Consider the following 21,385-nt stretch of genomic DNA (forward strand, 5'->3'; position numbering starts at 1 on the left):
CGGGTCGTCAGCCCCGGCCGATCCGCAGCGTGGACGGCTGCGCGGTGGAGGCCTGCCGCAGCTCGGTGGCGATCAGCGCCGCCTGCACCCGGCGCTCCACGCCGAGCTTGGCGAGCAGCCGGGAGACGTGGTTCTTCACCGTCTTCTCGGCCAGGTAGAGCCGATCGCCGATCTGCCGGTTGGTCAGGCCCTCGCCGATCAGCGCCAGCACCTCCTGCTCGCGCGCGGTCAGCCCCGGTCCGGCGGTGACCGGCTGGGCGGGCTCGGCGTCACTGCGCAGCCGGTTCAGCAGCCGGGTCGCCGCACCGGGGTCGAGCATCGACCGGCCGGAGGCGACGGTGCGGACGGCGGCGACCAGGTCGGTGCCGCTGATCTGCTTCAGCACATAGCCGGCGGCCCCTGCCATCACGGCGTCGAGCAGCGCCTCCTCGTCATCGAAGGAGGTCAGCATCAGACAGGCCAGGTCGGGCATCCGCGAGCGCAGCTCGCGGCAGACCGACACGCCGTCCCCGTCGCCCAGCCGGACGTCCAGCACCGCCACATCGGGCCGCAGCGCCGGCACCCGCACCAGAGCCTGTTCGGCCGTCGCGGCCTCCCCGACCACCTCCAGGTCCGGCTCGCCGTCCAGCAGGTCGTGCACCCCACGGCGCACCACCTCGTGGTCGTCCAGCAGGAACACCCGAACCGGCGCCGAACCCTCGACACCCTCCACCTTGGTCGCCATCACACGGCTCCACCTTCATCAACCCCCGCACACTCCCAGCGGGGCCCAGTGCATCATCCCCCGCCCGCAGGCACGGGCCCAGGGCCCAACGGCCCCAATCGGGGCGGGACGGAGGACCCAGCAGACGGCGGCGGGAGCTCTCAGTGCTCCCGCTGCCATCCTGGTACGCCTCAACTCCGTACGCGCTTCCCGACGCGTTGCGCGCCCCGGAGGAGGCACGACGCCCCCTCAGCGCCCCTGCCGCCGGACGTTCCCCAGCCCCACCAGCAGGAACGCGAGCGCCACCCCCGCGCCGCTGACCGCCGCGAGCGCCACCCTGGGCACCACCGAGCCCCCGCCCGACAGCAGGATCGCCACCGCCCCCAGCGAGGCGACCGCCGCCCCGACCACCAGCCAGCCGGCCAGCGCCACCGCGGCCGGGCGGCCCGTCCGCGGGGCCGGGCGGCCCGTCCGCGGGGCCGGGCCGACGTCCAGGGCGGCCCAGCGGGCGGCGGTCTCCCGCTGCTCGCCGCGCCGGTCCCACCGGGCCCGCATCCGCAGGGCCGTGCCGCCGACCAGCCCGGTGAGGGCGACCTGGGCGGCGGGCCGCCAGTCGGACAGGGCGAGCAGCAGCCCGCCCGCCAGCGCCAGGCCAGCCCACCACATCACGCAGGCCGCGGCGGCCGTACGAATGGAGCGGGGCCGGTCGGCGCCGGCCTGGAGGTCGGCGATGGCGGGCAGGTACCAGACGCAACCGCTGGCCGTGAGGGCGGCGGTGCCGATGGCGAGGACGGTGTGGGTCACGGGACGGCCTTCCTAGTCGCACGGGGATCGCGCGGAGATCACGTGAGGTTCACGGAGGGGACACCAAGCCGTCCCCGCCCGCCCGGGGGCAGCGACGCGGGCGGGGACGGCGTCCAGGGGATGCGGCCTCAGCCGTCAGCGGAGGACGAAGGAGAGGAGGAGGACGACACCCGCCTCCGCTCCGCCCGCGGCAGCGGCCGGTCGTACTTCACCGGCTCCACGTCGCCCAGGTACTCGGCCGGCTTCCCGGTGTGCACCAGCACGTCCCGGGCCGCGATGTCCGGGTGGTGCAGGTCGAAGGCCGGGGATTCGGAGCGGATCCGCGGCAGCTTGACGAAGTTGTGCCGGGGCGGCGGGCAGGAGGTGGCCCACTCCAGCGAGCGGCCCCAGCCCCACGGGTCGTCCGCGGTGACCTTCTCGCCGTACTTGGCGGTCTTCCAGACGTTGTAGAGGAACGGCAGGATCGACAGCCCGAGCAGGAAGGACCCGATGGTCGAGAAGGTGTTCAGGGTGGTGAAGCCGTCCGAGGCCAGGTAGTCGGCGTACCGGCGCGGCATGCCCTCGGCGCCCAGCCAGTGCTGCACGAGGAAGGTCGAGTGGAAGCCGACGGTGAGCGTCCAGAAGGTGATCTTGCCGAGCCGCTCGTCCAGCATCTTGCCGGTCATCTTGGGCCACCAGAAGTGGAACCCGGCGAACATCGCGTACACCACCGTGCCGAACAGCGTGTAGTGGAAGTGCGCGACGACGAAGTACGAGTCGGAGACGTGGAAGTCGATCGGCGGCGCCGCGAGCAGCACGCCCGTCAGACCGCCGAAGAGGAAGGTGACCAGGAAGCCGACCGTCCACAGCATCGGCGTCTCGAAGCTCAGCGAGCCCTTCCACATCGTGCCGACCCAGTTGAAGAACTTCACCCCGGTCGGGACCGCGATCAGGAAGGTCATGAACGAGAAGAACGGCAGCAGCACCTGCCCGGTGACGTACATGTGGTGCGCCCACACCGTCACTGACAGGCCCGCGATGGCCACCGTCGCGGCGATCAGACCGGAGTAACCGAACATCGGCTTGCGGCTGAACACCGGGATGACCTCGGAGACGATCCCGAAGAACGGTAGCGCCAGGATGTACACCTCTGGATGCCCGAAGAACCAGAACAGGTGCTGCCACAGCATCGCCCCGCCGTTGGCCGGGTCGAAGACGTGGGCACCGAACTTGCGGTCCGCCTCCAGCGCGAACAGCGCGGCCGCGAGCACCGGGAAGACCAGCAGCACCAGCACCGAGGTGAGCAGCACGTTCCAGCAGAAGATGGACATCCGGAACATGGTCAGCCCGGGGGCGCGCATACAGATGATGGTGGTGATGAAGTTGACCGCGCCGAAGATGCTGCCGAAGCCGGACAGGGCCACACCCATGATCCACATGTCGGAGCCGACGCCCGGCGAGTGGACGGCGTCGGACAGCGGCGCGTAGAGGAACCAGCCGAAGTCGGCGGCACCCTGCGGGGTGAGGAAGCCGGCGGCGGCGATCAGCGAGCCGCCCATGAACAGCCAGTAGGCCAGGGCGTTCAACCGGGGGAAGGCCACGTCCGGGGCGCCGATCTGCAGCGGCATGATCCAGTTCGCGAAGCCGGTGAACAGCGGCATCGCGAACAGCAGCAGCATGATCGAGCCGTGCATGGTGAAGGCCTGGTTGTACTGCTCGTTCGACAGGATCTGGGTGCCGGGACGAGCCAGTTCGGCGCGCATGACCAGGGCCAGGATGCCACCGATCATGAAGAACGCGAACGAGGACACCAGGTACATGGTGCCGATCGTCTTGTGGTCGGTGGTGGTCAGCAGATTGACCAGGGCCGAGCCGGGTCGGCGGGGGCGAACCTCCCCTTCCGGTATGGGCGTTGGCGGGGTTATGGGGTCGCCCTGTGCCTGGGTGGCGCTCAAGGACGCACTCCTTCGGAACGTCGTGCGAATGATGGCGATCCATGATCCGAACGCACCGCCTCCGCGCCCCAGGGCCCTTGGGCCCGCCCGGCCGGGGCCGCTGGGCCCGAGTTCCCAGGCCCCGACCGGGACCTCCCGACCGGGACCCGCCGAGCGCGCCCCACCCAGCGGACCGCCCGGCCGCGTCCGACGGCCTTCCACAGGAGCTGCTGCAGCGTCAGGCCTGAGCGCCGCCGATGAGGCGCCGCATCCGCACCTGGTAGGAGGTGGGCCGCCTCAGCCGCCCGCAGAGCACGTCGCAGACCACCTCCACGTCATCGGGGAGCCCGCCTTCGTGCAGACGCCGCACGAAGGCCCGGTGCTCGGCAGGGTCCTCGGTGACGGACAGCACCTCCCACGGCCCGGCCGTGGCCTCGACCGCGGCCCACCGCTCCCGGTGGCGCCGCAGTTCCTCCTCCTGCTTGCGCCGGCGCGCCCGCTGGCCAGGCACGGCCGCTCAGCCCGCCAACCGGGCGATCTGGCCGCGCTCCAGCGCCGCGTACACCGCGCCGTCCGGGCCGACGGCGATCCCGTGCGGCTCGGCGCCCGGGCCGGGGACCGGGTATCCGCCCAGTCGCCCGTCCGGGGTCAGCACCCCGATCCGGCCGGCGCCCCACTCGGTGAACCACAGCCGCCCGGCCCCGTCGGCGGCGATCGCGTGCGGCTTGGCGGCCCGGTCGGCCAGCGGGTACTCGGTCACCTGCCCGTCCACGGTGATCCGCCCGACCAGCCCGCCGCCGATCCCCACGTACCAGAGCGCCCCGTCCGCCCCGGCGGCGATCCCCACCGGCGCGGTGCCCCCGGTGGGCAGGCGATGGACGGTCACCTCACCCTTGACACCCACCCGGGCGACGGCGTCCGCCTGGTTCAGCGTGCACCAGAGCGCCCCGTCCGCCCCGGCGGCGATCAACGACGGGAACGCCCCGGTCAGCGGCAGCGGAAACTCCGTCACCTCCCCGTCCACGGTGATCCGCCCCACCCGGTCGACATTCAGCTCGGTGAACCACAGCGCCCCGTCGGGCCCCGCGGCGATCCCGTACGGTCCGGCGTCCTCCGTCGGCACCTCGAACGAGCTCGCCTCCCCCTCCACCGTGACCCGCCCGATCCGGTTGTCCCGCATCCGGGTGAACCACAACGCCCCATCGGGCCCCACGGTGATCACCGAAGGCCCGCACCCCGGCGCCCCCAGCCCGAACCGCTCGGCCGAGCCGTCCGCCGACAGCCGCCCGACCTCCCCGGCGTGCACCAGCGTGAACCACACGTCCCCGTCCGGCCCCACGGCCACCCCGTACGGCCCGGCCCCCGCCTCGGCCACCTCGAACAGTTCCATCCGCACCCCCAAGCACTATTGCGACTAGAGTCGCATTAGCGATGCTCGCACGTCCACCCCCCAGGAGCAACCCACTTATTCGCGGCCGGACGCCAGCCCCCGGAGTACCGAGATCACTCCGCTGCCCGCCGCGCAGACCGGGACGGCGAGGAGGGCGCCGATGATGCCCGCGATGCCTGAGCCGGCCACCACGGCGACCATGATCGTGGCCGGGTGGAGCTCCACCGTCCTGCTCTGGATGACGGGCTGCAGGATGTTGCCCTCGATCATCTGGACCGTCAGCACCACGCCGAACGCCCACAGCGCCGTTCCCAGGCCGCCGTCGGCGAGGGCGACCAGCACCGCCACCGTGCCGGAGAGGAACGCCCCGACGAAGGGAATGTAGGCGCCCATGAAGACCAGCGCGCCGAGGCCAGGTGCGCCGGGGACGCCCAGCCCGGCGAGGCCGATGGTGATGAAGCCGGCGTCGATCAGGGCGATCAGGGTGGTGCCGCGCATGAAGCCGGCCATCGCCTGGAAGGCACGGTCGGCGCAGGCGACCACGGTTTGGGCGCTGCGGCCGGGCAGGTAGGAGCGGATGGCGTCGCCGGTGCGGTGGCCGTCGCGGAGGAAGAAGAAGACCAGGGCCAGGGCCAGCACCCCGCCGGTGATCAGCTGGGTGAGCAGGCCGAGGCCGGAGAGGACGCTGCTGGTGAGCGCCGAGACCAGTGAGTTGGTCTCGCCCTTGGCGTTGGCCAGGGCGTGCTGGATCTTCCCCCCGAACGGGCCCAACCAGTCGGCCAGCCGTCTGCCGGCCGCCGGGAGCGAGGCGGCGATCTGCGGGGCGCTGTGCACCAGGGAGTTGACCAGCAGGACGATCACCCCGGCGACCGCCACGACCAGCACGACGCAGGTCAGCCCGGCCGCCAGGCTGCGACCCACGCCCCGGCGGACCAGCCAGGGCACCACCGGCTGGAGCAGCGAGGCCCCGAGCAGCGCCAGGATGAACGGCACGGTCGCCGCCCGCAGCTCGACCAGCGCGAAGACCACCAGGGAGCCGACGGTGATCAACAGGATCACCGCCACCGACCAGGCCGCCGCCTGCCGCACGGCCGGCGGCAGCATCAGGTACGGCTTGCGGTCGTCGGGTTGCCCTCCGGGCGGGCGCTCCACGGACACGGCAGCCTCCGCCGGGGATCGTCGTTGAGTCCGGACCGCCCCATCTCAACAGAGAATCTGACGATCTGCCCGTTGTGCGGCTAAGCGACCGCCTCGATCCGCACCGCACCGCACCGCCGCCCTCGCCCACGAAGGCCAGCACCCGCCGCGCCTCGGCCTCCGCCGCCTCCCGGTCGGCCCGCGCCAGCGGCACGAACGGCTGGACCACGACCTCCTGCTCCCCCGTCAGCCGCCACGTCCCGGCGACCAGCCCGTCCACCAGCAGGGTCCCGCAGCGCGCAGAGCTGCTGGAAGGTGCGCGGTTCCTCCTCCACCAGTGCCCGGGCCTCGGCGGCCAGCGCGGTCAGGTCCAGCCCGGCCAGCCGCTTGCCGTAGGTGGTGCGCAGCGCATGGTCCAGGACGGGCTGGAGGAGCGGGCGCGGGGTACGGCAGTCCTCTGCCGTGACCAGGTGGATGGTGCCGCGCTGGAGTGCGATCCGCACCACCGCGCCGCTCGATGAGCGTGGTGAGCTGCTCCGGGGAGAAGCCGTCCAACCGGGCGAGCAGCCCGAGGGGGCGGCTGGGGTACGGCCTGGGCCCGGAGTCCGCCGAGGTGGCGGACCAGCGCGGCGGGTTCCGGGTCGGTCCGGGCGAGGAGGTGCTGACGGGCCAGCAGGGCCCGGCCGAGGGCCCGGGTGCCGAGCACCGTCACCGGCGGCCGTCCAGCACCGAGCGAAGCAGGGAGATCCGGTTGGTGGTGATGGAGGCGACCCCGGTGTCGCGCAGTCGGCGCATGGTGCGGCGCAGGTCGGCCGTCCAGGTGGAGACGGCGAGTCCGGAGTCGGCCGCGGCGTCCACGAACTCGGGGGTGACCAGGCCGAACGGCGGGTTGAGTAAGGTTGGGCGCAGGTCCTTGAGCAGGGCGGGCGCGGGCATCCGGGGCTGCTTCCAGGTGAGCGCGATCGAGGCCTCCGGGGCGAGCTCGCGTACGGCCAGCATGGCGGCGATGGGGCCGCAGAAGGCGACCTGTTGTTCGGCGCCGAGCCCGGTGACGACGGACCAGGTGGCGGCGGCCGGGCCGGGCTCGTCGAGGTCGATCAACAGCCGGGGGCCGTTCGCGGCCGCGACGGCCTTGATCGCCTCGGCGAGGGTGGGGATCGCCAGGCCCCCCTGGCGCAGCTCGTCCAGCTGCTCGACGGTGACCCGCTCGATGGAGCGCGGGTCACCCCAGAGCCGCTCCAGGGTGCGGTCGTGCAGCAGCACGGGCACCCTGTCGCGGGTGAGCTGGACGTCCACCTCGACGGCGTCGGCCCCAGCGGCGAGTGCGGACTCGACGGCGGGCAGGGTGTTCTCGCGGTACCGGTACGGGTCGCCGCGGTGGGCGACGGCGAGCACCGGGCGGCGGTCGGCGGGGGCGGGGCGGGCGGCCACCGCCTCGATCGCCAGCACGGCGGCCTGGGTGGTCGGCAGGTGCGGAGGGGGCATCCGGGCCTCTCGATCGGAACTCGTCGTCGGTAGGGATCGGCAGGGAGGGGCTAGCGCCGTTCGATCACGACATTGGTCGACTTGATGACCGCCGTGGCCGGTGCTCCGGGGACCAGGTTCAGCTCCTCCGCCGACTCCCGGCTGATCAGCGACACCACCCGGAACGGCCCGGCCTGCACCTCCACCTGGGCGGCCACATCGCCGAGCACCACGTCGGTGACGATCCCGGGGAAGCGGTTGCGGGCCGAGGACGGCCGCCCCTCCGCCTCGGCGATCTCCGGCCGGGCCAGCTCGCGGGCGAAGGCGGCGAGCTCGGCGCCGGGGATGATCCGGTGCCCGTGCTCGTCCCGCACGGCGGCGACCTTCCCGGCGTCCACCCAGCGCCGCATGGTGTCCGCGCTGACGCCGAGCAGCGCCGCGGCCTCGCCGATGCGGTACGGGTTGACCGGCACCTCGGGCTGACCCATGTGCGACTCCTGACGGTGGTTCGAGGAACGGAGGTACGCGCCCCCGCCGCCATCCTGCCGTACCGGGGACACCAACGGGAAACTCCCGGGGCCGGTCTTCGCACTCCCGTCGCGGGAGTCCGAAGAGCGGCCCTACGGCCCGCCGAACAGGTCCCGTCTGACCGCGTCCCCCGCGGTGAGGACGGCCCCGGCGAGCACCGCGCCGCCGCCCGCCGTGCCGGCCAGCACCTCGGTGCGCAGCGGGGAGAACCCGGCGAGCCGCCGTTCGACCCGTCCGGCCAGGTCGGCGCCGCCGGCCCGGCCGACCTCGCCGCCAAGCACCACGCAGCCGGGGTCGAGCACCACGCAGACGCTCGCCGCGCCGAGCGCGATCCGCTCGGCCAGCTCGTCCAGGAACGGTTCGCCCTTGACCCCGGCGGCGAGCGCGGCGCGCACGGCGGCCTCGGCGGCGCCCGCGCCCCCGGCCGGGTCGGCGGGCAGCCCGTGGGCGCGGGCGAGTTCGCAGATCGCGGCGCTGCCGACCAGGCCGTGGAAGCCGCCCTCGCAGCTGTCGGCGCTGGGCAGGCCGACGGTGCCGGGAACGGGCAGGAAGCAGATCTCGCCTGTGCCGCCGGAGAAGCCGCGGCGCAGCCGCCCGTCCAGGATGACGGCGGCGCCGACGCTGTGGCCGAGCCACATCAGCACGAAGGTGTCGCGCTCCCGGGCGGCGCCGACCCGGTACTCGGCCCGGCCGGCCAGGTTGACCTCGTTCTCCAGGATCACCTCGGTGCCGGGCAACTCCCTCAGTGCGGCGAGGAGTTCGGCGTGCCAGCGGGGGAGCTTGCCGGTGCTGTGCAGGCGCCCGGTGGCGGGGTCGACCAGGCCGGGGGCGCCGACCGCGACGGTGTGCAGTCGCTCGACGCCGGCGCTGCGCGCGCTCTCCAGCAGGGTGGCGACGATCGCCCCGGCGGTGTCGGGCGTGCCGTCGCCCTCGACCGGGACCTCGGCGGTGGCGAGGGTGCGCCCGGCCAGGTCGGCGACGACCAGGCTGACGCCGCCGGAGCGGACGTCGAAGGCGGCGATGTGGGCGCGGGAGGCGACCAGCGCGTAGACCCGGGCGTTGGGGCCGCGCCGCTGCTCGCCGCGTTCGCCGACGACGGCGACCAGGCCGGTGCGCTGGAGGCGGTCGAGCAGGTCGGCGACGGTCGGCCGGGACAGGCCGGTGAGGCCGCGCAGCTCGGTCGCGGTCAGGGGGCCCTGTTCGAGCAGGAGATTGAGCGCCAGCCGGTCGTTGATGGCCCGGGCGGTGCTCGGCGTGGCCGTACGCGCGGTGGTCATGGCAGCTCATCCTTCCAGAGTGTTACTATCAGGGTCCCTTCCTGATAATTTATCGAACGTCCGCCGAACGGCCGCGTCCGCCCCGCGGACCGATCGGCCTGCACGTAGACCACCCGCAGGGCACCGTCGCGCCCCACCGTGCGCGACCGGGAGGGAATGCCGCATGAGCGAGCGCAGCGAGCGAATCATTCAAAGGTGCGCGTGGGCGAATGCCCCTGCCGAGCGAAGCGAGGCGGGCGCATGAGTGCCAGGACACTCGAACCACTCACCGCCCCACGCCGGGCCCGGACGAGCATCGCGCTGGTCTTCGCCGTGCACGGCGCCGTCGGCGGCACCTTCGTCACCCGCATCCCGTGGATCCAGCACCGGCTGGACCTCTCCCCCGGCCAGCTCGGCCTGGCACTCGTCATGCCCGCCATCGGCTCCTCCCTCGCGATGCCGCTGGCCGGGCGCTTCGTCCACCGCTACGGCGGCCGGGCGGCGGTGCGCGGGCTGATCTCGCTCTGGTGCCTGGCCCTGACCCTGCCCGCGCTCGCCCCCTCGCTGCCGGCGCTGTGCGCGGTGCTGCTGGTGTACGGCGCCACGGCGGGCATGGCGGACGTCGCGATGAACGCGCAGGGCGTGGAGGTCGAGCAACGGCTCGGGCGCTCAATCATGTCCGGGCTGCACGGGATGTGGAGCGCGGGCGGCCTGCTGGCCTCCGGCTTCGGCATCCTGGCCGCCCACCTCGACCTCGACGCCCGGCTCCAGCTGGCCGTCACCGCACTGGTCCTGCTCGCCCTCGCCCAGCCGGTCTGCCGGGGCCTGCCCGACCTGCGGGCACCCGAGGAGGCGGAGGCGCCGCCGCGCTTCGCGCTGCCGCCGCGCAGCTCGCTGGTGATCGGGCTGGTCGGCTTCTGCGCAGTGTTCGGCGAGGGCGCCTCGATGGACTGGAGCGGCGTCTACCTGCGCGACATCACCGGCGCCTCCGCCACCGTCGCCGCCGCCGCGTACACCGCCTTCTCGCTCACCATGGCGGTCAGCCGGCTCGCCGGGGACGCGGTGATCCGCCGGCTCGGCACCGTCCGCACCACCCGGCTGGGCGGGGTGATCGCCACCGTCGGCGGGGTGCTGGTGGTGGCCGCCGACCACCCTGCGGTGGCCATCCCGGGCTTCGCGCTGATCGGCGTCGGCGTCGCGGTGATCGTCCCGCTCGCCTTCGCGGCCGCCGGCCGGATCGGCAGCAACCCCAGCCAGGCCATCGCGGGCGTCGCCACCGTCACCTATACCTCCGGCCTGATCGCCCCCGCCGTGATCGGCGCCCTCGCCCAGGCCACCTCGCTGACCGTCTCCTTCGGGCTGGTCACCCTGCTCGCCTTCGCCCTGCTGCTGAGCGCCGGGGCACTGCGCCGGGCCGAACCGGATTCCACCGCCGGGAACGTGGCCGCGAGGGCACTGGAAGGCACTGCGGCCGAGGCCGCCTGAACCGGCTCAGATCCCGCCGAGGCCCCCGTTGCCCTTGTCCTCGGCCTGGCGCCTCCGTTCCGTCTCTCGGGCGTCCGACGCCTCCCAGGCGACCTTCAGCGGATGCCGCTCCGGCAGACCGTGGAAGCCGCGCAGGGCGACCTGGTCCGGGCCGTCCTGTCGGCGGGCGTCGGTCCGGGCGAGGCGGAGCACCCGCTCGCCGTGCACGGTGCGGTGCCGGTAGCTGTTCTCGAACGTCCGGTTGCCGACCAGCGCCGCGGCCCCGAGCAGCAGGGCGAACGCCCCCAGCGGGATCAGGACGTTCCAGTGCTCCCCCGCCGTCCAGATGACGCTGAGCAGCCCGAGCAGCACGGTCAGCGGGTAGACGCCGGTTCCCCAGCCCACCGCCCGGTTGAGCCGGCGGCGGAGTTCCTCGTCCCGGACCAGCCCCCGCGCCGCGAGCTCACGGTGGACCTCCTTCAGCGTCGGCTGCTTCTTCAGCTCGGCCGTCACGGCGAGCAGATCGAGGCCCGGCCGGGCCTCGATCGCCGCCAGCAGCGCCGAGTGGAAGCTGCGCCCGCCGGAGCGGCCCTCGGCCGTCAGGTGACCGGACGCGCGGACGCCCACGGCCCCGCGCTCATACGCCTCGAACAGCAGCAGCTCCGCCGAGTTGTCCGCCACCACTGCCAGTTCGTAGGGCTCCAGCTCAGGGCCGGCCGGCTCGGTGATGCTCCGCTCGACCCGGTACAGCTCCTCCCGCGCGGACCGGCACCACCGGACCGTCCAGACCAGGTACGCCACCGAGGCGAGGAAGGACCCCAGGAACACCCACACGATGCCACCCCTCCCCGCCAGGTCACCCCAGTGTGGGGACACCCGCGCCGCACGGCAACACCCGTGCGGCGCGGGGCGGTTCAGGAGCGGTTCACGGCTGGTTCAGGTAGGTGAGCACCGCCCGGACCCGACGGTTGGTGTCATCGTCATCGGCGATGCCGAGCTTGCCGAACATCGAGGTGGTGTACTTGCTGATCGCGCTGTCGCTGAGGAACAGCCGGCGGGCGATGGCCTGGTTGGACAGCCCCTCGGCCATCAGGCCCAGCACCTCGTACTCGCGCTCGGTGAGCTGGCTGAGCCCCCGCTCCGGCGGACTCGCCGACAGCAGCTTGGCGATGACGGCCGGGTCCATCGCCGTCCCGCCGGCCGCGACCCGCTCCAGCGAGCCGATGAACTGGTCGGCGTCGAACACGCTCTCCTTCAGCAGGTAGCCGATCCCGCCGGAGCCGTCCGCCAGCAGCTCCCGCGCGTACAGCTGCTCCACGTGCTGGGAGAGGATCAGGACCGGCAGCCCGGGCAGCTCCCTGCGCGCGGCCAGCGCCGCCCGCAGGCCCTCGTCGGACTGGGTCGGCGGCATCCGGACGTCGACCACGGACGCGTCCGGGCGGTGGGTCCGCAGCGCCGCCAGCGTCTCGGGCCCGGTGGAGGCGGTGGCCACCACCTCGTGCCCGCACGCCTCGATCAGATGGACCATCCCCTCGCGCAGCAGGTAGAGGTCTTCGGCTACAAGGATTCGCATGGCACTGTCATCCTGACGTGGGTCGGTCCGCCAGGCGGACTGGTGATCTCCAAAGAACCGTCGAAGGCGTCGAGGCGGCGGCGCAGGCCCGCGAGCCCGCCGCCGGGCCGTGCCCGGACGCCGCCCGAGCCGTCGTCCTCGACCTCGACGACGAGTCCGAGCTCGTCCTGGCGGAAGGTCACGCCCGCCCGGGTCGCCCGGCCGTGCTTGACAGCGTTGGTCAGCAGCTCGGCGACGCCGAAGTAGACGGCGGACTCGATCGGCGCGTCCACCCGCACCGGGGCCTCGGCCTCGACGGTCACCTTCAGGCGCAGGTCCAGGCCGAGCGCGCGCACCGCGTCCACCAGCCCGCGTTCGGTCAGCACCGGCGGGCTGATCCCCTGGATCAGCTCGCGCAGTTCGACCAGCGAGGCCTTCGCCCCGGCCTGGGCGTCCCGCATCAGCGCCTTGGCGCGCTCCGGGTCGCGCTCCACCAGCCGCTGCGCGGTGGCCAGCGAGAGCCCGAGCGCGACCAGGCGGGCCTGCGCCCCGTCGTGCAGGTCCCGCTCGATCCGGCGGATCTCGGCGGCCTGGGCGACCGTCGCGTCCGCGCGCTGGGCGGTCAGCTCCTCCACCCGCTCCGCCAGCGCCATCGCCGAGGAGGGCCGCAGGAAGCGGACGGCCACCGGGGTCACCACCCGCCAGGCGTACGGGGCGCAGCCGACGGCCAACAGCACGCCGAGCGCCCCGACCAGCCGGGCCACCGTCTCCGGCCGGCCGAGCCCGAACACGGCCGCAGCCGCCCCGGCCGGCGGCAGCGCGGCGGCCGGGCCCGCGGTGAACGGCGCGATCGCGACGAACCGCAGGTCCCGCAGGTTGGCGGGGTCGCAGCGGATCCGCCAGTGCTGGTCCATCAGGGCGTCGCGGCGGGTCTTCTCGTAGGTGAAGCCGTTCCACCAGAACCCGGTGGACATCCGGATCACCGGCGGAGCCTGCCGGTATCCGGCGTCGAGAACGGTGCCGCCCCACCGTGCGACCAGGGCGCGCACCGCCCGGCACACCGGTCGGCACAGCGCGAGCGTGCCCGCGCACACCACCACCAGCGGCAGCAGCCAGGACCACGGGTTGGTCGGCCCCCAGTCGATCCCCAGCGCCACCGCGCCCGCCCACACGGACGGGACCAGCAGGGTCACGGCCGCGACGACGCACGCCCGTAGGAACCCCACCGCGGCCCCCGCCGCCCACGTCCCCAGGTGCCTCATGGCTCTTCCCCGCCTTCCGTCGGTGCTCTCCACTCTGCACCGCGCGGAGCCCGCGTCCGCCCTGCTCGGGCGGGGAGTGTGGCTGGCCCCACCCGACCGTGCGTCCAGCCGGACACCGGTACCCTCGACGCGACCGCATCGAGATCCCCGACGGACATCATGCCGATCGTGATCATCGACGTCGACCGATTCCCCGAGATCCGTCCCCTCCTGCCCGCCCCTGCACGTACCTGCACGCCCCAGCCCGCACGACCTGACCGGCGGACCAGCCCGCTCCGGGGACCGGTTAGGCTCGGGCCGTGCCCGAACCCCTGACGACGTCCCCCCTGCCGAGCGCCGCCGAGAGCACCGCCGAGCGACCGGCCAGGTCGCCCTGGTGGCGGTTCGGCCTGCTGGTGCTGGTGCTGGGGGCGTGCGCCGGGTCGCTGCTGCTGTGGAGCCCGACGGACCTGCTCTCCGGTGGGCTGGCGGACCGGATGCCCGGGTACTGGTTCGCGCCGTTGTTCACCCTCGTCTACGCGGTCGGCACGCTCGCCTTCGTCCCGCGCCCCGCGCTGAACGCCGTCGCCGGTCTGCTGCTGGGCATCCAGCAGGGCGTGCTGCTCGCCGTGCTCGGCACCACCCTGGGCGCGGCCATGGCCTTCGCGCTGGGCCGGGGCCTCGGCCGAGAGGCGCTGAAGCCGTACCTGCGCGGCAAGGTGCTCGGCGCCCTCGACCAGCGCTTCACCGAGCAGGGCTTCCGCAGCGTGCTGGTGCTGCGGCTGCTCCCCGGCCTGCCCTTCCAGGCCGGCAACTACGGCGCCGCCTTCTCCGGGGTCCGCTTCCTCCCCTTCCTCCTCGCCACCGCGATCGGCGTGGTGCCGACCACGGCCGTCTACGTGACCGCCGCCGCCAGCGCGGACCAGCCGGGCTCGGCGGCCTTCCTGGTCTCCGCCGGGGTGATCGCCCTGCTGGTGCTCGGCAGCCTGGTCGGCCTGTGGCGCGCGGCCGCCGCCCGCCGCCGCGTGCAGGCCGGCTGACAAACCGGTCGCGCGGCCGGTCCGCCCCGGGCCACTATGGCCGGCATGACCGAACTCAACCCGCGGGTGGACCCGCCGATGGCCGCCGACGAGGCCGCCATGCTCACTGCGTGGCTCGACTACCACCGCAGCACGCTCGCCCTCAAGTGCGAGGGTCTGACCGACGACCAGCTGCGGCTGCGCTCCGTCCCCCCGTCCACGCTCTCCCTGCTCGGCCTGGTCCGGCACATGGCCGACGTGGAGCGGAGCTGGTTCCAGGGCATCCTGCTCGGCGCGGAGGCCGCCTCCGGCCACTACTGGACCGAGCAGGACCCGGACGGCGACTTCGACAACGTCGACACCGCCGATGTCGCCGCCGACTTCGCCACCTGGCGCGCCGAGATCGAGGCCGCCCGCCGGGCCTCGGCCGGTCTGCCGCTGGACACCGTCGGCAAGCGGCTGCGCCGCGGCAAGGAAGTGACGCTCCGCTGGATCCTCGTCCACATGATCGAGGAGTACGCGCGGCACAACGGCCACGCGGACTTGTTGCGCGAACTGGTGGACGGCGCAACTGGCGAGTGAAATCGCTGCCGCATCGTTGACAGAAGGTCAATTGAGCACTGGCCGCTACCGATATCGTCTACGCGCGCAACCGTACGGAGCTGCGCCGCGTCGATCTCTCTGCCCGGGTCCGCCCGGGTTTCCGGCGCGGCACGACTCGAACGGGGGTCGCGAGCGGGCACGGGACCGGTGAACAGTGCGATACTCGGACAGTTCCGACGAGTGGATGACGTGTCAAGAAGGACACGCGTCTCCGGGGGGACCAGGACGGGACGAGGCAGGGAGGCGCGGCATGGGAGCACTTCGCGACGAGCACCACAACGGGTGGCTGATGCCCTCGGGGAACTACCCGGCCGCTGTGTACGACGACGAGTGGGTCGATCAGGAGACGGTGCCCTCCGTCCCCGCGCCCGCGAAGATCGTCTCCCTGCGGCCGACGGGCTTCGAGGCGGCCCGCGCGGTCGGTGAGCACATCCGGGCGAGCATCCCGGTGGTCATGGACCTCACCGAGATGGAGGAGGCGGAGGCCAAGCGCATGGTCGACTTCGCCTCCGGTCTGATCTTCGGCACCCGGGGCGGCATCGAGCGGATCGCCCGCCGGGTCTTCCTGCTCACCCCGGCCGACGTCGAGGTCATGGTGATCGACCGCCCGCTCGACGAGACCGGCTTCTACAACCAGAGCTAGACCGTACGACCAAAGCTGAACCGGCCGTACGGCCACCAGCGCCCCGACCGGGGACGGCACACCCGCCGCCCCCGGTTTTTGCTGCCCGGACGCGGAGCGTCAGTGGATCACCTGAGACCCAGGAATCAATTCTGAGACACAGTTGTCTCACTTCGTCTAGACTCGATCCATGGCCACCGACCGCGACACCGTCCTCGAAGCCGCCGTCGGCGTGCTCTCCCGCCGGCCCACCGCCCACATGGACGAGATCGCCCGCGCGGCCAGCATCAGCCGCGCCACCCTGCACCGGCTGTTCCCGGGGCGCGAGGCGCTGATCCGCGAGGTCGGCCGGCTCGGCCTGGAGCGCTTCGCCGCCGCCCTGGACACCGCCGCGATCGAGGACGGCGACACCGAGGCGGCGCTGCGCCGCCTGGTGGACGCCTCCGTCCCGGACGCCATGCTCTGCGCCTTCCTGGCCGGTGAGAACCAGCTCTACGACCACGACGACATCAACGACCTCTGGGAGGTCCAGATCGCCCGGCTGCACGCGCTGTTCCTGCGCGGGCAGCAGCAGGGCGTCTTCCGGATCGAGCTGAGCGCCGCCTGGCTGAGCGAGGCCTTCTTCGACCTGGTGGCCGGGATCGGGTGGGCCATCCAGGACGGCCGGCTCGCCCCGCGCGAGGCCGCCTTCTCACTCGCCGAGCTCTTCCTCGGCGGCGCGCTGCGCCGGCCGAGCACCCCTGCCCCCACGGCTCCCATCCCCGTTGGCCCGACCCACAGCACCTCGGACCGGAAACCGGAAACCGATACCCCATGAGCAGGAACGCTCTGCACATCCCGACCACCCGTCAGCGCTGGAGCGGCCTCGCCGTCCTGGTGCTGGCCGTCACCGTGGTCGCCTTGGACGCGACCGTGTTGTCCCTCGCCATCCCCTCCATCAGCGAGACGCTGCGCCCCAGCGGCACCCAGCTGCTCTGGATCGGCGACTCCTACTCCTTCGTCCTGGCCGGCCTGCTGGTCAGCATGGGCGCGCTGAGCGACCGGATCGGCCGCAAGAAGCTGCTGCTGTCCGGCGCCACCGCCTTCGGCGCCGCCTCGCTGCTGGCCGCCTACGCGCCGAGCCCGGGCTGGCTGATCCTGGCCCGCGCGCTGCTCGGCGTCGCCGGGGCGACGATCATGCCCTCCACCCTGTCGCTGATCCGCAGCCTGTTCCCGGACGACCGGGAGCGGGCAACCGCGATCGGTGTCTGGGGCGCGGCCGCCACCGCCGGTGCCGCGCTCGGGCCGGTGGTCGGCGGGGTGCTGCTGGAACAGTTCTGGTGGGGTTCGGTGTTCCTGCTGAACATCCCGGTACTGCTCCTGCTGCTGGTCTTCGGCGCCTGGCTGCTGCCGGAGTCCAAGGACCCGAAGCCGGGCCGCTGGGACGTGCTGAGCGTGGCACTGTCGATGACCGGCGTGATCGGCGTGGTGTACGCGGTCAAGGAGGGTGCGGCCCACGGCCTCGCTTGCTGGGACGTCCCGGTCACCTTCGTGCTGGGCGCCGCCGCGCTGACCGCCTTCGTCCGCCGCCAGCTGCGCCTGGAGACCCCGCTGCTGGACGTCCGACTGTTCCGCGACCGGCGGTTCACCGCGGCCGTCACGGCCTCGCTGATCTCCCTGGTGGGCCTGAGCGGCGTGATCTTCGTGGTCTCGCAGTACCTCCAGCTGGTCCGCGGCTACGGGCCGCTCCAGGCGGGCCTGGCGGAGCTGCCGGCCTTCGCCGGCTCGGTGGTCGGTGGTCTGCTCACCGCCCGGGCCGCCCGGCGCTTCGGCGCCCGCAAGGCGCTGACGGTCAGTCTGCTCGCCATGGGCCTCGCCGCGGGCACGCTGGGCTGGTTCCAGCAGGACACCACCTACCTGCTGCTGGCCGTCTCCTTCCTGGTGACCGGGACGGCCGAGGGCGTGGTCTACACGCTCGGCGCCGACCTGGTGCTGAGCGCCGCGCCCGCCGACAAGGCCGGCGCCGCCTCGGCGGTCTCCGAGACGGCGTACGAGCTGGGCACCGCGCTCGGCATCGCACTGGTCGGCTCGGTGGTCGGCTCGATCTACGCGAACGGGCTGTCCGTCCCGGCCGGGGCCTCCGCGGAGACCGCCGCCCGGGCCGGCGAGTCGCTGGGCTCGGCGGTGGAGGCGGCGCACGGGCTGCCGACGGAGGTGGCCCAACCGCTGCTGGTGAGCGCCAAGGACGCCTTCGCGCACGGCATGAACAGCGCCGGGCTGGTCGCGGGGGTACTGCTGGTCGGTGCGGCCGTACTGGCCTGGCGACTGCTACGCGGGCTGTCCGCCCCGACGGCGGCCGAGCCGGTCGAGGTCCCCGAGCCGCAGCGGGTCGACGCCTGGCAACACTGACGAGACATCAGTTCCCCGGGATCCCGGGGAAGTCCTACGACACCCCGAAGGGCAGTTCCAGCTCCGCCCAGACCACCTTGCCGTCCCGGGTGAGCCGACTGCCCCACCGCTGGGCCATCTCGCTGACCAGGAACATTCCGCGCCCGCCCTCGTCCTGCTCGGCGAAGGGGCGCAGCTGGGGGGTCTGGCCGCCGGCGTCGGCGACCTCGATGGTGAGCACCCGGTCGCGGAACAGCCGCAGTCGGCGCGGTGCCTCGGCGTGCAGCAGGGCGTTCGTGACCAGCTCGCTGACCAGCAGTTCGGCGTAGTCGGAGAGCGCGGTCAGGCCCCAGGACTCCAGGGTGGTGCGGGTGAAGCGGCGGGCCTTGCCGGGCAGTTTGCCGCCGCCGGCGAGCGGGAGGGTGGCGATCCGGTCGGCGGGCAGCGGCAGCGCCCGGCCCATGATCATCGCGATGTCGTCCTCGGTACCGTCGGTGACCAGTGCGCCGAGCACGGCGTCGCAGCTCTCCTCCAGTGTCCGGCCGGTCTCGGAGAGGGTGCGGGCGAGCAGGTCGATGCCGTCGTCCAGGTCCTGGCCGCGCCGCTCGACCAGGCCGTCGGTGTAGAGGGCGAGCATGCCGCCCTCTGGGAGGGTGAACTCGATCGACTCAAAGGCGACCCCGCCGACACCCAGCGGTACGCCGGGCGGCACCTCGATCTTGCGGGCGGTGCCGTCGGCGCCGACCCAGACCGGCGGCAGGTGCCCGGCCGAGGCGACCTGGACGGTGCGCTCCAGCGGGTCGTAGACCGCGCAGATGCAGGTGGCGAACTGGCCCTCGCCGATGCCCGAGGCGGTCTCGTCGAGTCGGGTAAGGACCTGCTCGGGCGGCATGTCCAGGGTGGCCAGGGTGCGGGCGACGGTGCGCAACTGGCCCATCGTGGCGGCGGCCCGGATGCCGTGGCCCATCACGTCGCCGACCACCAGGGCGACCCGGCCGCAGGACAGCGGCACCACGTCGAACCAGTCGCCGCCGACCTCGCTGACCACGCTGCTGGGCAGGTAGCGGTAGGCGATCTCCAGGCCGAGGGTGCGGTGGATCTCCTGCGGCAGCAGGCTGCGCTGCAGGGTGAGGGCGGTCTCCCGCTCGCGGCGGTAGAGCCGGGCGTTGTCGAGCGCCAGCGCGGTGCGGGCGACCAGTTCCTCGGCGAGCGCGACGTCGGCGTCGGTGAACGGCTCGGGGTTGCGCATCCGGATGAACTCGGAGCCGCCGAGCACCATGCCCCGGGCGGTGATCGGCACCATCAGGTACGAGTGGATGCCGGCCGCCATCCCTGGGGCGACCCGGTCCTCGCTGGACACCAGTCCGCGCAGCGCCTCCTCGTCCACGTGGGCGCGCAGCAGCGGCCGCCCGATGCGCAGGCACTGGGTGTAGCTGCGGTCGGGGGCGTACTCGGAGGTCTCGCCGACGACGTCGACGGCGTGCGCGAGGCCGGTCTCGTAGGACTCGCCGACCGCGACTGCGCGCAGGGTGACCGGCCGGTCAGTGGGGATCTGGGTGGGCTCGGCGCCGCGCAGCACCGGCTCCAGCAGATCGACGGTGGCGAAGTCGGCGAACCGGGGGACGACGGCCTCGATCAGCTCCTCGGCGGTGCGCTGGAGGTCGAGGGTGGTGCCGATCCGGGCGGTGGCCTCGGCGATGGTGGCGAGGCGCTCCTGGGCGCGGGCGGCGCGGGCCTCGGCCTGGAAGCGCTCGGTGACGTCGATGATCGACGAGGCGACGCCGAAGACCCGGCCGGTGGAGTCCTCCAGCCGGAAGTAGGAGGCGGACCAGGCGTGGTCCCGCTGGGGGTCGCCGGGGACACGGCCGTGCGAGCGGGCGTCGACGACGGGCTTGCCGCTCTTGAGGACCTGTCTCATGGTCTGCTCGATCTCGACGGTGTTGATGCCGGGCAGGACGGCGGATATCCGGCGGCCGAGGTGGGCGGCGACCGGGACGCCGTTCATCCGGGCGAGCGCCTCGTTGATCCGGATGAAGCGCAGCTGGGTGTCGTAGACGGCCATGCCGATCGGTGAGCGGCCGAAGATGCCGTCCAGCACCGCGAGGTCGGCCTCGACCTCGTGCAGGGCGCGGGTGTCGGAGGCGGTGGCGAGCAGCAGCAGGGTGCCGTTGGGGCCGACTATCGGATAGGTGCGGAACTCCAGCTCGACCTGGTGGCCGTCACGGTGGCGGACCGGGAAGACGAAGGAGGTGCCGGTGCCGGACATGATCTGCTGGAACAGGCCGAGGACCTCGGGGCGGTCGGTGTCGTCGGTGAGCAACTGGGCGGCGTAGCTGCCGACGGCCTCCTCGGCGGTATAACCGAGCAGGGCCTCGGCGTCCTCGCTCCAGTGCAGGATCAGGCCGTCGCTCTGCAGCAGGGCCGTCGCGAGCGGGACCAGGCGGTGGCCCTCCGGGCGCGCGGAGGCGCCGCCCCGTGCGAGGCTGGCGGCGTCGGTCGCGTCCCACTCGTGTCCGTGCATTCAGGCAGCACCCCGGTTCGGCTCGTGCCCGGCCAGATGAGCCTCGCGGTCCGTGCCGGCCGGGTTTCTTCTCCAGACTGCACGGACATCGGCCGCCCGGCGACCCCTTGGTCAGGGACGTCCGGCCGCTCCGGTTGTACGGGCGTCATGGGCGTACCGGGCGCAGCGTACTCTCCAGAAGGCCCGCCCACTGCCGGATCACTCCGGAACGTCGGACACTGTCGTCGGTCAGCAGGTTGGCCAGGCCCAGTCCGCGGGCGAGGTCGAGGGTGGCCTGCACCGATTCGCGCACGCCCGGGCGGGTCTCGTCGGCGCCGAGGAACTCCACGGCGGCCCGGTGGGCCTCCCGGCCGACCCGGCCCTCCAGGGCGACGATCCGCTCGCGCAGGGCCTCCTCGGTGGCGGCGGCGGTCCACAGGTGCAGGGCCGCGCGGAAGGCCGGGCCGGTGTAGAGGCGGACGATCATGTCGACCACGGCCCGGGTGCGGTCGGAGCCGGCGGCCGGCAACTCGTCCGCGTGGGCGCGGACGGCTGCCAGCCGCTCGGCGGTGACGTACTCGACGGCCGCAGTGACGAGGTCCTCCCGGGTCGGGAAGTGGTGCTGGGCGGCGCCCCGGGAGACGCCGGCGCGCTCGGCGACCACGGTGACGGTGGAGCCCTGCCAGCCGAGCTCGGCCAGGCAGTCCACGGCGGCCGCGAGCAGCCGGGCCCGGGTCGCGCGACTGCGGTCCTGCTGGGGGGTGCGGGCGACGGGGTGGCTGGTCATGGCGGGTGGCGGTTCCTGTTCCGGTCGGGGCGCGG

General features: G+C 73.4%; 21 protein-coding genes. 6 read left to right on the top strand and 15 right to left on the bottom strand.

The window, feature by feature from the left end; all coding sequences use genetic code 11:
• Nucleotides 1-7: 7 nt before the first annotated feature.
• From ACWC9T_RS19275 to ACWC9T_RS19320, 10 genes are all read right to left on the bottom strand, one after another.
• The gene (locus ACWC9T_RS19275) at nucleotides 8-724 is read right to left on the bottom strand and encodes a response regulator (RefSeq protein WP_449822243.1); all 717 of its coding nucleotides are present in this window, start codon (nucleotides 722-724) and stop codon (nucleotides 8-10) included.
• Between the two features lie 228 nt (nucleotides 725-952).
• Nucleotides 953-1,507 carry a hypothetical protein gene (locus tag ACWC9T_RS19280; protein WP_449822244.1) on the bottom strand — a complete coding sequence of 185 codons (555 nt, stop codon included), beginning with the start codon at nucleotides 1,505-1,507 and terminating at the stop codon, nucleotides 953-955.
• Nucleotides 1,508-1,635: 128 nt separating this feature from the next.
• Nucleotides 1,636-3,393 (bottom strand): aa3-type cytochrome oxidase subunit I, encoded by a 1,758-nt coding sequence (gene ctaD, locus ACWC9T_RS19285; protein WP_449822292.1) that lies wholly within the window; start codon nucleotides 3,391-3,393, stop codon nucleotides 1,636-1,638.
• 265 nt (nucleotides 3,394-3,658) lie between these two features.
• Nucleotides 3,659-3,931, bottom strand: a complete 273-nt coding sequence (locus ACWC9T_RS19290; protein WP_449822245.1) for a hypothetical protein — start codon at nucleotides 3,929-3,931, stop codon at nucleotides 3,659-3,661.
• A gap of 6 nt (nucleotides 3,932-3,937) precedes the next feature.
• Nucleotides 3,938-4,810: a Vgb family protein gene (locus ACWC9T_RS19295; protein ID WP_449822246.1), complete on the bottom strand. Its 873-nt coding sequence runs from the start codon at nucleotides 4,808-4,810 to the stop codon at nucleotides 3,938-3,940.
• Between the two features lie 75 nt (nucleotides 4,811-4,885).
• Nucleotides 4,886-5,968: an AI-2E family transporter gene (locus ACWC9T_RS19300; protein ID WP_449822247.1), complete on the bottom strand. Its 1,083-nt coding sequence runs from the start codon at nucleotides 5,966-5,968 to the stop codon at nucleotides 4,886-4,888.
• Nucleotides 5,969-6,048: 80 nt separating this feature from the next.
• The gene (locus ACWC9T_RS19305) at nucleotides 6,049-6,453 is read right to left on the bottom strand and encodes a DNA glycosylase AlkZ-like family protein (protein ID WP_449822248.1); all 405 of its coding nucleotides are present in this window, start codon (nucleotides 6,451-6,453) and stop codon (nucleotides 6,049-6,051) included.
• 202 nt (nucleotides 6,454-6,655) lie between these two features.
• Nucleotides 6,656-7,432 carry a glycerophosphodiester phosphodiesterase gene (locus ACWC9T_RS19310; protein WP_449822249.1) on the bottom strand — a complete coding sequence of 259 codons (777 nt, stop codon included), beginning with the start codon at nucleotides 7,430-7,432 and terminating at the stop codon, nucleotides 6,656-6,658.
• A 50-nt stretch (nucleotides 7,433-7,482) separates the two neighbouring features.
• Nucleotides 7,483-7,899: a TOBE domain-containing protein gene (locus tag ACWC9T_RS19315; protein WP_449822250.1), complete on the bottom strand. Its 417-nt coding sequence runs from the start codon at nucleotides 7,897-7,899 to the stop codon at nucleotides 7,483-7,485.
• A gap of 132 nt (nucleotides 7,900-8,031) precedes the next feature.
• Nucleotides 8,032-9,216 carry an ROK family transcriptional regulator gene (locus ACWC9T_RS19320; RefSeq protein ID WP_449822251.1) on the bottom strand — a complete coding sequence of 395 codons (1,185 nt, stop codon included), beginning with the start codon at nucleotides 9,214-9,216 and terminating at the stop codon, nucleotides 8,032-8,034.
• Nucleotides 9,217-9,456: 240 nt separating this feature from the next.
• Between ACWC9T_RS19320 and ACWC9T_RS19325 the strand changes: the two genes are divergently transcribed.
• The gene (locus ACWC9T_RS19325; RefSeq protein WP_449822252.1) at nucleotides 9,457-10,680 is read left to right on the top strand and encodes an MFS transporter; all 1,224 of its coding nucleotides are present in this window, start codon (nucleotides 9,457-9,459) and stop codon (nucleotides 10,678-10,680) included.
• Between the two features lie 6 nt (nucleotides 10,681-10,686).
• Here the strand turns inward: ACWC9T_RS19325 and ACWC9T_RS19330 are convergent, their stop codons facing one another.
• The 3 genes from ACWC9T_RS19330 to ACWC9T_RS19340 all read right to left on the bottom strand — a co-directional run bounded on the left by ACWC9T_RS19330 (nucleotide 10,687) and on the right by ACWC9T_RS19340 (nucleotide 13,473).
• Entirely contained in the window at nucleotides 10,687-11,493 is an 807-nt protein-coding gene (locus ACWC9T_RS19330; RefSeq protein WP_449822253.1) for a TIGR04222 domain-containing membrane protein, read from the bottom strand.
• Between the two features lie 91 nt (nucleotides 11,494-11,584).
• Nucleotides 11,585-12,232: a response regulator transcription factor gene (locus ACWC9T_RS19335; protein WP_449822254.1), complete on the bottom strand. Its 648-nt coding sequence runs from the start codon at nucleotides 12,230-12,232 to the stop codon at nucleotides 11,585-11,587.
• On the bottom strand, nucleotides 12,217-13,473 hold the full coding sequence (locus ACWC9T_RS19340; RefSeq protein WP_449822255.1) for a sensor histidine kinase: 1,257 nt from the start codon (nucleotides 13,471-13,473) through the stop codon (nucleotides 12,217-12,219). Before ACWC9T_RS19340 ends, ACWC9T_RS19335 begins: the two co-directional genes overlap by 16 nt.
• A gap of 299 nt (nucleotides 13,474-13,772) precedes the next feature.
• Here ACWC9T_RS19340 and ACWC9T_RS19345 point away from each other — a divergent pair, with 299 nt between their 5' ends.
• The 5 genes from ACWC9T_RS19345 (at nucleotide 13,773) to ACWC9T_RS19365 (ending at nucleotide 18,084) form a co-directional block, all read left to right on the top strand.
• Complete coding sequence (locus tag ACWC9T_RS19345; RefSeq protein WP_355676059.1) at nucleotides 13,773-14,492, top strand: TVP38/TMEM64 family protein; 720 nt, start codon at nucleotides 13,773-13,775, stop codon at nucleotides 14,490-14,492.
• A 45-nt stretch (nucleotides 14,493-14,537) separates the two neighbouring features.
• The gene (locus tag ACWC9T_RS19350; RefSeq protein ID WP_449822256.1) at nucleotides 14,538-15,053 is read left to right on the top strand and encodes a DinB family protein; all 516 of its coding nucleotides are present in this window, start codon (nucleotides 14,538-14,540) and stop codon (nucleotides 15,051-15,053) included.
• Nucleotides 15,054-15,324: 271 nt separating this feature from the next.
• Nucleotides 15,325-15,717, top strand: a complete 393-nt coding sequence (locus tag ACWC9T_RS19355) for a cell division protein SepF (RefSeq protein WP_449822257.1) — start codon at nucleotides 15,325-15,327, stop codon at nucleotides 15,715-15,717.
• Between the two features lie 169 nt (nucleotides 15,718-15,886).
• Nucleotides 15,887-16,513, top strand: a complete 627-nt coding sequence (locus tag ACWC9T_RS19360) for a TetR/AcrR family transcriptional regulator (protein WP_449822258.1) — start codon at nucleotides 15,887-15,889, stop codon at nucleotides 16,511-16,513.
• The gene (locus ACWC9T_RS19365; protein ID WP_449822259.1) at nucleotides 16,510-18,084 is read left to right on the top strand and encodes an MFS transporter; all 1,575 of its coding nucleotides are present in this window, start codon (nucleotides 16,510-16,512) and stop codon (nucleotides 18,082-18,084) included. The genes ACWC9T_RS19360 and ACWC9T_RS19365 overlap by 4 nt, the downstream gene beginning before the upstream one ends.
• Nucleotides 18,085-18,118: 34 nt before the next feature.
• Here ACWC9T_RS19365 and ACWC9T_RS19370 read toward each other — a convergent pair whose 3' ends face one another.
• On the bottom strand, nucleotides 18,119-20,584 hold the full coding sequence (locus tag ACWC9T_RS19370) for a SpoIIE family protein phosphatase (protein WP_449822260.1): 2,466 nt from the start codon (nucleotides 20,582-20,584) through the stop codon (nucleotides 18,119-18,121).
• 145 nt (nucleotides 20,585-20,729) lie between these two features.
• Nucleotides 20,730-21,350, bottom strand: coding sequence for a TetR/AcrR family transcriptional regulator (locus tag ACWC9T_RS19375; protein ID WP_449822261.1), 621 nt, complete (start codon nucleotides 21,348-21,350; stop codon nucleotides 20,730-20,732).
• Between the last annotated feature and the right edge of the window lie 35 nt (nucleotides 21,351-21,385).

Source organism: Kitasatospora sp. NPDC001159 (genome assembly GCF_053598235.1).

Bases quoted from the DNA above. Each gene is read 5' to 3' on its own strand.
- ACWC9T_RS19355 (WP_449822257.1), top strand. From the start codon at position 15,325: ATGGGAGCACTTCGCGACGAGCACCACAACGGGTGGCTGATGCCCTCG.
- ACWC9T_RS19335 (WP_449822254.1), bottom strand. From the start codon at position 12,232: ATGCGAATCCTTGTAGCCGAAGACCTCTACCTGCTGCGCGAGGGGATG.
- ACWC9T_RS19350 (WP_449822256.1), top strand. From the start codon at position 14,538: ATGACCGAACTCAACCCGCGGGTGGACCCGCCGATGGCCGCCGACGAG.
- ACWC9T_RS19365 (WP_449822259.1), top strand. From the start codon at position 16,510: ATGAGCAGGAACGCTCTGCACATCCCGACCACCCGTCAGCGCTGGAGC.
- ACWC9T_RS19340 (WP_449822255.1), bottom strand. From the start codon at position 13,473: ATGAGGCACCTGGGGACGTGGGCGGCGGGGGCCGCGGTGGGGTTCCTA.
- ACWC9T_RS19275 (WP_449822243.1), bottom strand. From the start codon at position 724: ATGGCGACCAAGGTGGAGGGTGTCGAGGGTTCGGCGCCGGTTCGGGTG.
- ACWC9T_RS19375 (WP_449822261.1), bottom strand. From the start codon at position 21,350: ATGACCAGCCACCCCGTCGCCCGCACCCCCCAGCAGGACCGCAGTCGC.
- ACWC9T_RS19310 (WP_449822249.1), bottom strand. From the start codon at position 7,432: ATGCCCCCTCCGCACCTGCCGACCACCCAGGCCGCCGTGCTGGCGATC.
- ACWC9T_RS19295 (WP_449822246.1), bottom strand. From the start codon at position 4,810: ATGGAACTGTTCGAGGTGGCCGAGGCGGGGGCCGGGCCGTACGGGGTG.
- ACWC9T_RS19325 (WP_449822252.1), top strand. From the start codon at position 9,457: ATGAGTGCCAGGACACTCGAACCACTCACCGCCCCACGCCGGGCCCGG.
- ACWC9T_RS19315 (WP_449822250.1), bottom strand. From the start codon at position 7,899: ATGGGTCAGCCCGAGGTGCCGGTCAACCCGTACCGCATCGGCGAGGCC.
- ACWC9T_RS19370 (WP_449822260.1), bottom strand. From the start codon at position 20,584: ATGCACGGACACGAGTGGGACGCGACCGACGCCGCCAGCCTCGCACGG.
- ACWC9T_RS19360 (WP_449822258.1), top strand. From the start codon at position 15,887: ATGGCCACCGACCGCGACACCGTCCTCGAAGCCGCCGTCGGCGTGCTC.
- ACWC9T_RS19320 (WP_449822251.1), bottom strand. From the start codon at position 9,216: ATGACCACCGCGCGTACGGCCACGCCGAGCACCGCCCGGGCCATCAAC.